11 protein-coding genes are annotated in these 13574 nt (G+C 73.0%); 3 read left to right on the top strand and 8 right to left on the bottom strand.

Annotated features, from left to right (window positions below; all coding sequences use genetic code 11):
- Nucleotides 1–38: 38 nt before the first annotated feature.
- The 4 genes from GTY47_RS01525 to GTY47_RS01540 all read right to left on the bottom strand — a co-directional run bounded on the left by GTY47_RS01525 (nt 39) and on the right by GTY47_RS01540 (nt 5724).
- Nucleotides 39–1685, bottom strand: coding sequence for a glycosyltransferase family 2 protein (locus tag GTY47_RS01525; protein ID WP_010039824.1), 1647 nt, complete (start codon nt 1683–1685; stop codon nt 39–41).
- Nucleotides 1682–3886: a CDP-glycerol glycerophosphotransferase family protein gene (locus GTY47_RS01530; protein WP_010039825.1), complete on the bottom strand. Its 2205-nt coding sequence runs from the start codon at nt 3884–3886 to the stop codon at nt 1682–1684. The genes GTY47_RS01525 and GTY47_RS01530 overlap by 4 nt, the downstream gene beginning before the upstream one ends.
- A gap of 100 nt (nt 3887–3986) precedes the next feature.
- Nucleotides 3987–4817, bottom strand: coding sequence for an ABC transporter ATP-binding protein (locus tag GTY47_RS01535; protein ID WP_010039826.1), 831 nt, complete (start codon nt 4815–4817; stop codon nt 3987–3989).
- Nucleotides 4810–5724 (bottom strand): ABC transporter permease, encoded by a 915-nt coding sequence (locus tag GTY47_RS01540; protein WP_010039827.1) that lies wholly within the window; start codon nt 5722–5724, stop codon nt 4810–4812. The genes GTY47_RS01535 and GTY47_RS01540 overlap by 8 nt, the downstream gene beginning before the upstream one ends.
- Nucleotides 5725–5909: 185 nt before the next feature.
- On the opposite strand from GTY47_RS01540, the gene GTY47_RS01545 reads away from it, so the two are divergent.
- A complete protein-coding gene (locus GTY47_RS01545) occupies nt 5910–6536 on the top strand; it encodes a TetR/AcrR family transcriptional regulator (RefSeq protein WP_010039828.1) in 627 nt (208 codons plus the stop codon).
- 25 nt (nt 6537–6561) lie between these two features.
- On the opposite strand, the gene galE is transcribed toward GTY47_RS01545, so the two are convergent.
- Both galE and GTY47_RS01555 read right to left on the bottom strand, forming a co-directional pair.
- The gene (galE, locus tag GTY47_RS01550) at nt 6562–7542 is read right to left on the bottom strand and encodes a UDP-glucose 4-epimerase GalE (RefSeq protein WP_010039829.1); all 981 of its coding nucleotides are present in this window, start codon (nt 7540–7542) and stop codon (nt 6562–6564) included.
- A gap of 66 nt (nt 7543–7608) precedes the next feature.
- Entirely contained in the window at nt 7609–9225 is a 1617-nt protein-coding gene (locus tag GTY47_RS01555) for a glycosyltransferase family 2 protein (RefSeq protein ID WP_040903186.1), read from the bottom strand.
- Nucleotides 9226–9316: 91 nt separating this feature from the next.
- On the opposite strand from GTY47_RS01555, the gene GTY47_RS01560 reads away from it, so the two are divergent.
- Complete coding sequence (locus GTY47_RS01560) at nt 9317–10942, top strand: glycosyltransferase family 39 protein (protein ID WP_324604447.1); 1626 nt, start codon at nt 9317–9319, stop codon at nt 10940–10942.
- Here the strand turns inward: GTY47_RS01560 and GTY47_RS01565 are convergent.
- Nucleotides 10872–11360 carry a MarR family transcriptional regulator gene (locus GTY47_RS01565; RefSeq protein WP_010039834.1) on the bottom strand — a complete coding sequence of 163 codons (489 nt, stop codon included), beginning with the start codon at nt 11358–11360 and terminating at the stop codon, nt 10872–10874. The two genes, GTY47_RS01560 and GTY47_RS01565, sit on opposite strands and share 71 nt — an antisense overlap.
- 124 nt (nt 11361–11484) lie before the next feature.
- On the opposite strand from GTY47_RS01565, the gene GTY47_RS01570 reads away from it, so the two are divergent.
- A complete protein-coding gene (locus GTY47_RS01570) occupies nt 11485–11898 on the top strand; it encodes an organic hydroperoxide resistance protein (protein ID WP_010039835.1) in 414 nt (137 codons plus the stop codon).
- A gap of 11 nt (nt 11899–11909) precedes the next feature.
- Here GTY47_RS01570 and GTY47_RS01575 read toward each other — a convergent pair whose 3' ends face one another.
- Nucleotides 11910–13469 (bottom strand): hypothetical protein, encoded by a 1560-nt coding sequence (locus GTY47_RS01575; protein WP_010039836.1) that lies wholly within the window; start codon nt 13467–13469, stop codon nt 11910–11912.
- Nucleotides 13470–13574: the final 105 nt, after the last annotated feature.

Raw genomic sequence — 13574 nt, forward strand, 5'->3', positions numbered from 1 at the left:
GACTGCCCGCAGCTCACGGGACGGGGCCTGCAGCTCCGTTACTTCAGGGCGCTTGCCACCAAGTGTGCTGCCCTCTTCACCCGGGGCCTTGCCACCCGTCGCGCCACCGGGCCGATCAGCCTCGCCGTCAGGCCCACCGGTTCCCAGCGGACCTGCAAGCGGCCCGGGCCGTGGCCCTCTGGTTCGAGGGTCAGGCGGTGGTGGGGGACCCGGGTCGTCAACGTCGGGAATGCCAGGGGCGCCAGGAGCAGGCCCGTGTGGGTCAAGCCCTGGTGCTGCAGGCGCAGCAAGGGGTGCCGGACTCCGGCGAAGCCCTGGAAGGGGAGGGGTGCCGCTGCCAGGTCCAGGTGGACGTGGCCCTCGAAGATCCCGGGGCGGACGGGGGAGAGGCGGAACGGGACGCTGAGACGGCGCCGGCCCGGGGCGATGAGGAGGGTCGCGCGTTGGGGGCCGACGGGGAGGCGCAGGGCCGGGTCGTACGTGCGGACGGTGAGGTCGACCGAGGCGCCCGGGCCCCGGGTGATCTCCGTGATCTCGTGGCGGAACTGGGCGCTCGGGAAGGGGCGCGTCTCCAGGTCCAGGTCGGTGATGTCGAGTTCGCGGCGGGCCCGTTCGGTCGAGGGGACCCGGTCGCCCCAGTAGGTGCGGCCCTGTTCGTCCGCCGTCACCTGCCTCGGGGCCACGCCGTGGCCCAGGCCCCGGGCCGCCAGCCCGGCCTCCGGCAGGCGGCGGTCGCGGACCAGCTGGAGGACCACTCGCTCGGCGCGGGGGAGCCGGGCGAACGCGCCCGGCGTGAGCGTGTCCAGGTACGGCGTGACGATGTCCGCGGATGAGGACAGCCACTCCTCGTCCCGGTAGGGCAGGTCACCGGCGTACATCCGGAAGTCGTGCTTGAGGAACTTGTGGTCCTTGTCCTCCCGCAGCGACTCGTGCCCGCTCTCGGCCAGGAACGTGTCGATGAGGTGCTGGACATGGATGCGGTCGCGCACGTTGGCGAGTTTGTGCCGCTGGTTGGATATCGAGGCCGCCTCCGAGGCCGCGAAGGGTGCCACGTACCAGCGGTAGACCGGCTCCGGGATGATCGTGAACGCCTTGGCCAGGCAGTACGCCTGCGCCGAGAACAGCTGGTCCTCGTAGTGGATGCCCTCCGGGAAGCGCAGGCCGTGCCGGTCGAGGAAGGCGCGGGCGTACATCTTGCTGGTGGAGAGGTGCTCGAAGAGCAGACGCGGGTCGGCCTCGATGCCGTCGAGGGTGCGGCGCTCGGCGACCAGGTGCGGCATCCACGTCGAGCGGCGGCCGTTGTCGACCCGGACGCGCTGCACCGCGCCCATCGCGAAGTCGATCTCGCGTTCGCGGTGCGCGGCGAGGAGCAGTGCGACGGCGTCCTCGGGGAGTTCGTCGTCGCTGTCGAGGAACATCAGGTACGGCGCCCGGGCGATCTCCAGGGCGCGGTTGCGCGGTGCGCTGCAACCGCCGCTGTTCCGCTCCAGGCGGAGGTGGCGGATGCGGGGGTCCTCGGCCGCCAGACGCCGTGCGACCTCCGGGGTCTCGTCCGTCGAGTGGTCGTCACTGATGACGATCTCCACGTTCGCGTGGGTCTGCCGGCGGACCGAGTCGACCGCGCGGGTGAGGCGTTCGGCGTCGTTGTAGACGATGACCGTCACGGTGACGTCGGGGGTGCTCATGCGGTCGCCTCCTGCGGGGTCGGAGCCGGGGTGCGTTCCTCGATCGGCAGCACCGGCGGCAGGGACCGCTCGTCCTGGCCGAGGAAGACCCGGCGGACGACGCGTTCGGCGGCGCGTCCGTCGTCGTACTCGCAGAACCGGCGCCGGAAGACGGCCCGGGCCTTCGCCGCGCCCTCGTCGCGCCAGGCCTCGGTGGTGAGGATCTCCGTCAACTGCTCCTGGGTGCGGGCGACGGGGCCCGGGGCCTCGGCCATCAGGTCGAAGTAGACGCCGCGGGTGGTGCGGTACGTCTCCCAGTCGTCGGCGTGGATGACGATCGGCCGGTCGAGGTTGGCGTAGTCGAACATGATCGAGGAGTAGTCCGTGACCAGGGCGTCCGCCGCCAGGCACAGCTCCTCCACCGGGTCGTAGGAGGAGACGTCGATGATCCGGCCGGTGCGGCGCAGGTTGGTGAGCGGGGAGGCGGCGCCGCCGTAGAAGTAGTGGCCGCGGACGAGGAGGACCGTGTCCTCGCCGAGGCGGTCGGCGAGGGCGGCGAGGTCCAGGCGCGGCGTCCAGCCGGCCTCGTAGTCGCGGTGGGTGGGCGCGTAGAGCACGGCGCGGCGGCCCGGCGCGATGCCGAGCCTGTCCCGGACGGCGCGGATGTCCTCGGAGCCGGCCGTGTAGTAGACGTCGTTGCGCGGATAGCCGTGGTCGAGGGAGACGTAGTGCGACGGGTACGCGCGCTCCCACATGCGGGTGGTGTGGCTGTTGGCGGAGACGCTGTAGTCCCACTTGTCGATGCGCTCCAGCAGCGCCTGGAAGTCCAGGCCCTGGGCGGCGGCCGGGTACGCCATCTGGTCGATGCCCATCCGCTTCAGGGGCGTGCCGTGGTGGGTCTGGAGGTGGATGGCGTCGGGGCGTTTGACCACCGCGTTGGGGAAGTTGACGTTGTTGACGAGGTACTTGGCGGTCGCCAGCACCTCCCAGTAGCGGCGGCTGCCGGGCACGACATGGTCGGTGCCGGGCGGCAGGAGGGCCGCGTTCTCCCCGGTCACCACCCACACCGGGTGGATCTGCGGGGCGAGTTCGGCGAGCTTCGCGGCGATCGCGGCGGGGTTGCAGGCGACGCCGCGGTTCCAGTACGCGGAGAACACCGCCAGGTGGGGATTGACGGGGCGGCCGAGCGCCCTGCGGTACTGGTGGTCGCGGAGCTTGGCGCCGGCCTGCCGCTTCCGGGCCCGTACGGCCGACTTGGCGGTGCGGCGGGTGCGGTTGACGGCCTGGAAGGCCCGGTACCTGCCGTAGGCGCCCTCTTCGAGCAGGGAGCGGCGGACGCCTTCCAGACCGGCCGGGCGCCGGTAGCCATCGGGGCGGCGGCGCAGGGCCGCCAGGGACGCCCGGCGGAAGAACTCCCGCGCGACCTCCTCCGGCATGTCCCCGCGCGCGAAGGTGCGCAGGCAGTCGCGGACCATGACGTCGTAGAGCACGGCGTGGGCGGCGCGGCGCTCCCGGGTCAGGTCGAGGAGCGACTCGTAGCGCTCGACGAGGCCGTAGCGCTGCTGGGGAGTGACCGGGGGCAGGCTCGCGGGGCGCAGCCGGCGGTCCTCGTAGGCGATGTGCGGGAGGCAGGCGACACGGTCGGCGAGCAGCAGGGCGGCCAGGGCGGCGTACGGCTCGTCGTCGGTGGTGAGCCGCTGCTCGTGCGCCCGCCAGAAGTCCGTGCGCAGCACGCGCGTGCCGAGCAGCGGGGTCAGGCGCAGCAGGGGCGCGCAGTCGTCGAGGGCGACGTCGGCACGGCCCGCCCCGGCCAGCAGGGATCCGTCCCGGGAGGGCATGCCGGAGGTGTGCCAGGTGCTGCGGACGTGGTCGAGGAGCAGGACGTCCACTTCGCCGGGCAGCTCGGCCACCCGCTCGGCGACCGTGCGCGGGGCGCCGGCGGGCAGGCCGTCCTTGGCGTGGACGAAGTGCAGCCAGCGCCCGGAGGCCCGCGCCGCGCCCGCCGCCCGGGCCGCGGCGTCACCCGTGCCCTCCGGCAGCGGGACCACGTCGACCGGACCGCCGTCCGCGGCGTGCCGGTCGGCCGTCTCCCGGGCCCAGTCGCCGACCGCGGCCACGATCAGCTCGGCGTCCGGCAGCGGATGGGCGGCGAGGGAGTCGAGGAGCTCCGTCAGATGATCCTGAACGTTCGGCCCGTGGACGATGACGCTGAGCTCGGCCATCACCAGGACTCCTTCATCTCGTCGCGTTCACGCCGCGCCGGACGCACCGTATTCGGTCATGGTGCCATCTTTGTGACAAAAGGGCCGACCGGGGTGCGCCTCACGAGGGAACGGGCACCTCGGGCTTCGGCTTGGCCTTGGGGGACTTGTCGCCGGTGAACGACTCGTACTCCTTCAGGACGTCCTCCGTCGGCCCGTCCATGCGCAGTTCCCCGCGCTCCAGCCACAGCACGCGGTCGCAGGTGTCGCGGATCGACTTGTTGTTGTGGCTGACCAGGAACACCGTCCCGGCGTGCTTGCGCAGCTCGCGGATGCGGTCCTCGGAGCGCTTCTGGAAGGAGCGGTCGCCGGTGGCCAGCGCCTCGTCGATCAGCAGGACGTCGTGGTCCTTGGCGGCGGCGATGGAGAACCGCAGCCGCGCCGCCATGCCGGAGGAGTACGTGCGCATCGGCAGCGTGATGAAGTCGCCCTTCTCGTTGATGCCCGAGAAGTCGACGATCTCCTGGTAGCGGTCCCTGACCTGCTCGCGGGACATGCCCATGGCCAGGCCGCCGAGGTACACGTTGCGCTCGCCGGTCAGGTCGTTCATCAGGGCCGCGTTGACGCCGAGCAGGGAGGGCTGGCCGTCGGTGTAGATCCGGCCGTTCTCCACGGGGAGGAGCCCGGCGACGGCCTTCAGCAGGGTCGACTTGCCGGAACCGTTGGTGCCGATCAGGCCGATCGCCTCGCCCCGGTACGCGACGAAGGACACGTTCTTCACGGCGTGCACCCGGCGCACGCCCGACGCCTTCTCCGTCTGCTTGCGGCGCACGATGCGGTTGAGGGCCGCCGTCGCGGAGCCGCGCCCGGCGCCGGTGCCGTTGACGCGGTAGACGATGTCCACGCCGTCGGCGACGACGGTGGGGATCCTGTCGTTGGTGAGGTCAGCCACGGCCGTACGTCTCCTCAGCCTTCCAGAAGTAGATGAAGCCGCCGACGCCGGCGACCAGCGCCCAGCCGGCGGCGAGCGCCCACACATGGGCCGGGAGCTGGCTCGCGTGGAAGCTGTCGATGAGGGCGAAGCGCATCAGGTCGATGTAGACGGCGGCCGGGTTGGCCGCCAGCGCCACGGTCACCACGTGCGGGAGGCTGTCCTTCTGCGCCAGCTTGTCGATGCTCCACATGACGCCCGAGACGTACATCCAGGTGCGCAGCACGAACGGCATCAGCTGCGCGATGTCCGGTGTCTTGGCGCCCATCCGGGCCATGACCATGGAGACGCCCGCGTTGAAAGTGAACTGCAGGAACAGCGCCGGCACCGCCAGCAGCCAGGACACGCGGACCGGCACGCCGAAGCAGAGCAGGATGACGACCAGGGCGCCCATGGAGAACAGCAGCTGCTGGAGCTGCTGGAGACAGAACGACAGGGGCAGCGCGGCGCGCGGGAAGTGCAGGGCGCGCACCAGGCCGAGGTTGCCGGAGATGGCGCGGGTGCCCGCCATGATCGAGCTCTGCGTGAACGTCCAGATGAACACGCCCGTGACCAGGAACGGGATGTAGTCCGGCACGCCGTGCTTGGTGCCGAGCAGCACGCCGAAGATGAAGTAGTAGACCGCCGCGTTCAGCAGCGGGGTCATCACCTGCCAGACCTGGCCGAGCTTCGCCTGGCTGTACTGGGCGGTGAGCTTGGCGGTGGCGAACGCGGTGATGAAGTGGCGGCGGGCCCACAGCTGGCGGACGTACTCGGGCAGGGAGGGGCGGGCGCCGCTGACGGAGAGGCCGTGGCGGGCGGCGAGGGCCGCGAGGTCGTCGTCGGCGGGGGCCGGTGCTTGGGGCGGTGTGTGGAGGACCTGGCTCACATCCGCTGCTTTCGTTCGGGGGGTGTGGGACCTATGGAGTCGTGAAGAGCGGTGCCGTGGGGCGGTTCTTACCGGACTCTTCATGGCTTCTTACGTCGGGACGGGACCGTATCGTCGCAACGCGAGCGTATGCCGTCCGAGCGTCGGAACGCAACCGTTTCGTCGTGACGCCCTATGCTGTCGGCATGACGACGAAGCCCGACGAGCCCCAGCAGCCCCCGCGCCGCCGGGCCCCCGCGGGGGCCGCCGTACTGCGGGAGGACGTGACGGAAGCCATCCGGGCAGCCGTCTTCGAGGAGCTCGCGGCCGTCGGCTACGCGCGGATGTCCATCGAGGGGATCGCCCGCCGGGCGGGGGTGGGGAAGACGGCGGTGTACCGCCGCTGGCGCTCCAAGCTGCACCTGGTCCTCGACATCGTCTCGGCACTCGCCGTGCAGGGCCTGCCGGCGCCGGACACCGGCTCCCTGGAGGGCGACCTGCGGCTGCTGTACGAGGTGACGTCCCGCGCCCTGCGCCACCCCGTCGCCTCGCAGATCATCCCCGACCTCCAGGCCGAGGCGGCCCGCAACCCGGACATCGCCGAGGCCCTCCAGAAGGCGCTGCGCGAGGGCCAGCACGGCGTGGCGACCGGAATCGTCACGGCGGCCGAAGCCCGCGGTGAAGTCCGCCCGGGCCTCGACCACGACCTCGCCCTCGACCTGATCTCCGGCCCGCTCTACTGGCGCTCGGTGGTGATCCGCAGCCCGAAGCTGCCCAAGGGGTATCTGGGGGCGCTGGCCCGGGCCACGGCGGGGGCGCTGAAGGCGTTGTAGGGGCGTTCTTGCCGGGTGCGGAGGGTCAGCCCCGGGCCGCCTCCGGATGCAGGCGTACCCAGCCCTCCCACGCCGACGTGATCATGTCCTGGACGTCGTGCCGGGCCTTCCAGCCCAGCTCGGCGGCGGCGCGGTCGGCCGAGGCGACGACGCGGGCCGGGTCGCCCGGGCGGCGGGGCGTGACCGTGGGCGGCCGGTCGTAGCCGGTCACCGCGTTGATGCGGTCGATCATCTCGCGGACGGAGACGCCCTCGCCCCGGCCGATGTTGAGCGTGAGGTCGCGGCCGGGGGCGGAGCGCAGGACCCGGGCAGCGGCGACATGGGCCTCGGCCAGGTCCACGACGTGGATGTAGTCGCGTACGCAGGTGCCGTCCGGGGTCGGATAGTCGTCGCCGAAGACGCGCGGCGGCGCGTCCTCCGTGAGCTTCTCGAAGACCATGGGGACCAGATTGAACACGCCGACGTCCGCGAGCTCCGGGCTCGCCGCGCCGGCCACGTTGAAGTAGCGCAGGGACGCGGTCGACAGCCCGGTCGCCCGGCCCGTCGCGCGGACCAGCCACTCACCCGCCAGCTTCGTCTCGCCGTACGGCGACATGGGCACGCACGGGGTCTCCTCGGTGACCAGGTCCACGTCGGGCATGCCGTAGACCGCCGCCGAGGACGAGAAGACGAAGGACCGCACCTTCGCGGCCGTCACCGCCTCCAGCAGGACCCGCAGGCCCTCGACGTTCTCCCGGTAGTAGTGCAGCGGCTGCTCGACCGACTCGCCCACCTGCTTCTTCGCCGCGAGGTGGACCACGCCCGTGACCGAGTGGTCCGCGAGGACGCGCGCGAGCCGTTCGGCGTCCAGGGTCGAGCCCACCACCAGCGGCACCCCGTCGGGCACCCGCTCGGCGATTCCGGTGGACAGGTCGTCGTACACCACCGCCTGCTCCCCCGCCGCGGTCATCGCCCGTACGACGTGCGCTCCGATGTAGCCGGCGCCGCCGGTGATCAACCAGGTCATGTGCGGCTGTCCCCTCGTCAGTTGGCCCATGGTGGTGGTGCTCTGTGCGGATACGTCGTCGTGCTCTCAGTGAAGCAGGCGACGCAGCCTTCCGCGTGCGACGGACAGCACACCGCGTACGCCGGGCGCCACGCGCAGCGCCAGCGCGCCCGAGTGGGTGGCGTACGGCTGTACGAGTACCACGCCGTGCCGGGCGCTCGGGACGGCGCTGCGGCGCAGCAGACCGGCGCCCGTGAGGGCGTGCGCCGTGACCTCGCGACTCACGCCGTCGCGGAAGCGGATCCGAAGGCGCAGGTCCCAAGTGCCCACGCCGGGCGCGGCCAGCGCGGCCAGGGCCACGGTCGTCTCCGCAGACCAGCCGCCGGCCGACGGCACCAGCACGGCCGTACGGCGGACCACCTCGTCCCCGTCGTCCCGGTGCCGCCATTCCACCTCCACCGCCTCCGGGCCCGCCTGCGCCAGCCGGCCGTACAGCTCGTGCAGGCGCAGCCGGAGCCGGGCGCCCCGCGCGCGTGGCCGCAGGTCCGCGTCGACGGCGAGGGGCAGCACGTGCACGGGCCGGGTGAGCAGGGGCTCCAGGGAGACCTGCGGGAGGTCTACCGACCAGACGGGCGTGCCGTCCGCGGCCCGGGCGTACGGCGGGTACAACCGGGCCGGGCGGGCCGCCAGCTCCCGCAGCCGGGGCAGGTCGCGCGGCTCCTGGGACGCCAGGACGACCCGCCCCACCAGCCGGCCGGGAGCGGCCGGGTTGCGGGCCCAGTCGTCCGCGTCGTACTCGGCGAGATGCGCCCGCGTGAGCTCCCACCACGCGCGCTGGTAGGCGGCGTCGCGCAACCCCAGTTCCCGCAGGTACATCCGCAGATCGTGGTCGAGGAACTTGGCGCGCGCGACCCGGGCGAGTTCCTTCTGCCCGGCGCCCAGCAGGACCTCGTACGCCTGCCGGCACGCCTCGGTGCGGGCCCGCCAGTTCTCGACGCCGGCCCGGTCCAGCGAGATCGACAGCCGCTCGGCGGACCGGCGCACGTGCCAGACGTACACCCGGTCCGGGACCAGGGCGATGCGCGGGGCCGCGGCCAGCACGCGCGCGGCGAAGACGACGTCCTCGTACGGGAAGCGGCCCTCGGGGAAGCGGATGCGGTGCTCGCGCAGGAAGCCGGTGCGGTAGAGCTTGTTGACGCAGAGCGTGTCGTGGACCAGGAGCGGGCGCTGCGCGGGGTGCGGTACCACGGCGTGCAGCGCGTACAGGCGCGCCTGCCAGGGCACTTCGCGCCCCGACGGCAGTTCCCGGCGTACGCACAGGCCGCTCGCCACCTCAGCGTGCGTGCCCGTCGCCGCGTCGAGCAGCGCGTCGACCGCGCCGGGCGGCAGGACGTCGTCGCTGTCCAGGAACATCACGTACGGCGACGTCACCGCGTCGAGCCCGGTGTTGCGCGGGGTGCCGCAGCCGCCGCTGTTGGCCCGGCGGCGGATGACCTTCAGACGGGGCTCCGACGCGGCGAGCCGGTCGAGCAGGTCGGCGCTGCCGTCCGTCGAGCAGTCGTCGACGGCCACGACCTCGCGCACGGCCGGCCCCTGGGCGAGCGCCGAGCGCACGGCGTCCGTCACATGGGCGGCGTCGTCGTAGCCGATGACCACGACGGCGACCTGGGGGAGAGGCCTCCCGGGGTTCTGTACGGCATTCATCACGGCGGATCGTAAGCCGGGCGAATGACATGAAAGTGGTAACACACCATCAAGGGTCACCAAAACCTGTGCAACAGCACAGAATCGGGCCGTGACGATCGGACAGTCGAGGGGGAGCGGCCGGTTGGGTACGGGCGTGGTGCCCGTGGCGGTTCCCATGGCGGTGATGCCGGGGATCGGACTGTGGGGCCTGGACCGCGGTGGCATGTGGGGTGACGAGAGCGTCACCTTCCAGGTCGCGCAGCGCACGGTGCCGCAGATCTGGCGGCTGCTGCACGACGTGGACGCGGTGCACGGCCTGTACTACCTGTTCATGCACGCCGTCCTCACCGTCCACCCGAGCGAGGTCGTGCTGCGCCTGCCGTCGGTGTGCGCGGCGACGGCGACCGCCGGCCTGGTCGCGGCCCTCGGCGTCCGGCTGGCCGGGCCGAGGGTCGGCCTGTGGGCCGGTCTCCTCTACGCGATCACGCCGATGACCGGCCACTACGCCCAGGAGGGACGGTCGTACGCGCTCGTCGCGGCGGGTGTGGCGGGGGCGACGCTGCTGTTGCTCAGGGCGGTGGAGGCGGCGACCGCCCGGGCCTGGTGGCCGTACGGGACCGTCGTCGCCCTGACCTGTCTGCTGCACGAGCTGGCGGTGCCGGTGCTCTGCGCGCACGCGCTGACGCTTGCCCTGCTGCGGGTGCCGAGGGAGGTGTGGTCGGGGTGGGGGCGTGCGGCCGGGGCGGCGGTGCTGGTCATGCTGCCGCTGGTGTGGGTGTCGCAGGGGCAGTCCGGGCAGGTGGCGTGGCTGGTGACGCCCGGGTGGGACAGGGCCGAGAGGCTGGTGCGGAACTTCTCTCCCGGCCCGGCCGGGGTGGCCTTCTGGGGGGCGCTGCTGCTGATGGCCGTCGGGCTCCGGGCGCGGCGACTGACGGCGGTCGCGCTCCCGCTGCTGGTCGTGCCGCCGGGGATCCTGATGACCGTGTCGCAGGTGCGGCCGCTCTTCCACGACCGGTACGTGCTCTACTCCCTGGCGGGAGCGTCCCTGCTGGTGGCCGCCGGGGCCGGGCGGGTGGCCGGAGCGCTGGGGCGGGTGCGGTTCGACGGGCGGCGGGTGCGGGTCGGTGGCCGGCGGGTGCGGGCCGTGCTGGGCGTCGCCGGCGTCCTCGCCCTGATCGGCACCTTCCTCCACCAGCTCCCCGTCCACCGTCAGGACCGGTCCGCCGCCCACCGCCCGGACAACCTCGCCGCCGTCTCCGCACTCGCCCTCCGCCGGCTGCGCCCCGGCGACCCGGTGCTGTTCGTGCCGTCCGTCGGGAGGCTCGCCGCGCTGGCCTACCCGAAGGGGTTCCGACAGGTCCGGGACATCGCGCTGCGGGAGTCGGCGCCCCGGTCCGGGACGCTGTGGGGCCGGGAGGCGACCCCCGGGCAGCTGCGGCACAGGCTCTCCTCGGTGGACCGCGTCTGGGTCGTCGCCGAGGCGTACGCGCTGGACCCGGGCTGGTCTCCACGCGATCCGGTCGAGCGCGCGAAACTGGCCGTCCTGGCGGAGGAGTTCACCGTCCGGGAGGAACACGCCCGGGACGGGGTGGTCCTGCGCCTTCATGTCCGGCGGGAGGCCGCGGAGGTGCCGCCGAGCGTGTCCCATGTGCCGCCCGGCTCCGCTACGACCGCTCGTCTGCCCGCGAACCACCCCGCGGCTCCGCGAGCGCGGCCGCGTCCAGGGCCGTGGTGAGCTCGTCGAGGCGGGCGCGCAGGGCGCGCACCTCGTCGGGGCCGAACCCGGTCGAGGCGGCGATCCGGCGCGGCACCTGAAGCGCCCGCCGCCGCAGCGCGGTGCCCTCCTCGGTCAGCCGCACCTCCACCGACCGCTCGTCCCGCGTGCTGCGCTCCCGGCGCACGAGCCCCGCCGCCTCCAGCCGCTTCAGCAGCGGCGACAGCGTGCCGGAGTCCAGGCGCAGATGCTCCCCGAGCTTCTTGACGGGCAGCTCGCCGTGCTCCCACAGCACCAGCATCACCAGGTACTGCGGGTACGTGAGCCCGAGGTCCTTGAGGAGCACGCGGTAGACGCCGTTGAAGGCGCGGGATGCCGCGTGCAGGGAGAAGCAGATCTGCTGGTCCAGGCGGAGCCAGTCGTCGTCCGGCGTGTTCATGCTCCCAGGGTAGCTCGTGCCCGCCATTCAATTGCGTACAACTTAATTGTGTGCTCTAATTCCGGGTGTCAGGCGGCCCGGAAGCGGGCCGCCGAACGTTGACGTGTGAGAGGGAAGGACTTCCATGGACGCGCTCTACACCGCTGTCGCCACCGCCACCCACGGCCGCGAGGGCCGCGCCGTCAGCTCCGACGGCGTGCTGGACCTCGCGCTGGGCATGCCCCAGGCGCTGGGCGGCAACGGCCAGGGCACCAACCCCGAGCAGCTCTTCGCCGCCGGGTACGCCGCCTGCTTCGGCAGCGCGCTCGGCCTCGTCGGTCGCCAGGCCAAGGTCGACGTCAGCGACGCCGCCGTGACCGCCGAGGTCTCCATAGGCAAGCAGGGCGAGGGCTTCGGGCTCGCCGTCACCCTCCGCGTGGAGCTCCCCGACAGCGTGGACGAGGCGACCGGCCGCAAGCTGGTCGAGCAGGCCCACCAGGTCTGCCCGTACTCCAACGCCACCCGCGGCAACATCGAGGTCGACCTCGTCATCGAGTAGCCACCGGCACCTCAGCCCCCGACCCGCGCCAGCACCTCCCCCGTCCGTCTGCTCCACGCCACCACCACGGCCTCCTCGGGCACCGGGTGCCAGCGCGTCAGCAGCAGCCAGCGCACGTGGTAGCGGCGGACGACGGCGGCACGCTCGGCGCGGGTCGAATCCGGGGCCAGATAGGCGCGGACGTCGGCCGCCCGGCGTTTGCGTTCCCGTTCGTCCAGGGCCGGGTCGGGCCAGATGGGCGCGGCGAGGTTCGGCCCGTACCCGGCGATGGAGTGGCCGGCCAGATACCCGTCGGTGATCACCACCTCGCCCGGCCCGATGTGCCGAGCCGCCCAGTCGTACGACGGCCAGCGCGTCGGCTGCGTGAACCCCACCGGGTCGACCGAGCGCGGCACGACCGCCCCGGCGTGCACGGTGACGAACCCGACGCACACCCCGGCAGCCGCCACCCCGCCCAGCACCCTCCTGGCCCACCGCCACGGCCGGGGCGCCGCCAGCTCCACCGCCAGCGCGAACTGCAGCGGCACCAGCACGGCCCACAGGGCCCTGGCGTACGTGTAGTGCCCGCTCACCCAGCCGTACGCCACCAGCAGGCACTCCGCCAGGAACATCAGCACCAGCGGGTCCCGCACCGATCCGCGGGCCCGCGCCCACAGGGCGGGCAGGCCCAGCAGCGCCAGCCAGGAGTTGGCGAACATCCGCTCGTACAGCTGCCGGTGCATCGCGTCCATGCCGGTGTCGCCCACCAGCGCCAGGACGTCGTAGTACGGCCAGGACACGGCGACCGCCGCGCCGGCCGCACCGGCGAGGGTCCAGCGCGCCACGACCGGCCGGCGCCACCCCCGCTGCCGCGACGCCACGATCGCCACCGCCCCGACCAGCGCCGAGGCCGCCGTGACGGGGTGGGTGAGCAGGATCAGCCCGTACAGGACGCCGATCCCGGCGTACCCCCACCAGCCGCCGAGCCCGCTCGGGCCGACGAACCGCACGGAGGGGGCGTCGTCCCGCGCGCGCACGCAGGTCCAGGCCCACGCCCAGAACGTCAGCCCGATCGCGATCGCGGACGGATACCCCAGGTTCGTCGTCATCGACATCAGCCCGAGGTAGCCGCTCCACAGGATCCGCGCGGTGCCCCACAGCAGCGTCATGAACAGCAGCGCCAGGACCGGCGCCCACGGGCGCGGGGTGAGGGCCCGGACGAAACGGCCGATCCCCGTCAGCAGCACCAGCAGATGCACCGGCCCGGCGAGCTTCACGACCGCCCAGCCGGACAGCCCCGTCAGCCGCGCCAGGACGCCCTGGGCGACGGCGTAGGGCCCGTAGTACGGGCTGTTCTCACCCGGCAGATCGGCCATGGTGTGGGCCGGATGGAGCAGATCGGCCTTGAGACGCTCGACGACCGCCGCGTGCTGACCCGCGTCGCAGCACAGCGGGACGCGCCAGTACGCCAGCGTCATCACCAGCCAGAACAGGGCGCCGAAGAACTGGTACGGGGTCGGCCGCCCCACGCGGCCGCCGCGCAGCGCCGTCGCGCCGCGGACGTTCCGCCGGAGGAGGACTCCGGCGCTCACAGGACTGTCGGGAAGGGGAGGGACTGGGGCATGCGCCGAATGTTCCCGCCGGTGCCGGAGGCCTGACCCCGGGTCACTTCATCGGGTGAGGCGACTGCACCCACC

The sequence above is a fragment of the Streptomyces sp. SID5464 genome (genome assembly GCF_009862985.1).
GTDB lineage: Bacteria > Actinomycetota > Actinomycetes > Streptomycetales > Streptomycetaceae > Streptomyces > Streptomyces chartreusis_D.

Bases quoted from the DNA above. Each gene is read 5' to 3' on its own strand.
- GTY47_RS01570 (WP_010039835.1), top strand. From the start codon at position 11,485: ATGGACGCGCTCTACACCGCTGTCGCCACCGCCACCCACGGCCGCGAG.
- galE (WP_010039829.1), bottom strand. From the start codon at position 7,542: ATGACCTGGTTGATCACCGGCGGCGCCGGCTACATCGGAGCGCACGTC.
- GTY47_RS01555 (WP_040903186.1), bottom strand. From the start codon at position 9,225: ATGAATGCCGTACAGAACCCCGGGAGGCCTCTCCCCCAGGTCGCCGTC.
- GTY47_RS01565 (WP_010039834.1), bottom strand. From the start codon at position 11,360: ATGAACACGCCGGACGACGACTGGCTCCGCCTGGACCAGCAGATCTGC.
- GTY47_RS01545 (WP_010039828.1), top strand. From the start codon at position 5,910: ATGACGACGAAGCCCGACGAGCCCCAGCAGCCCCCGCGCCGCCGGGCC.
- GTY47_RS01525 (WP_010039824.1), bottom strand. From the start codon at position 1,685: ATGAGCACCCCCGACGTCACCGTGACGGTCATCGTCTACAACGACGCC.
- GTY47_RS01530 (WP_010039825.1), bottom strand. From the start codon at position 3,886: ATGGCCGAGCTCAGCGTCATCGTCCACGGGCCGAACGTTCAGGATCAT.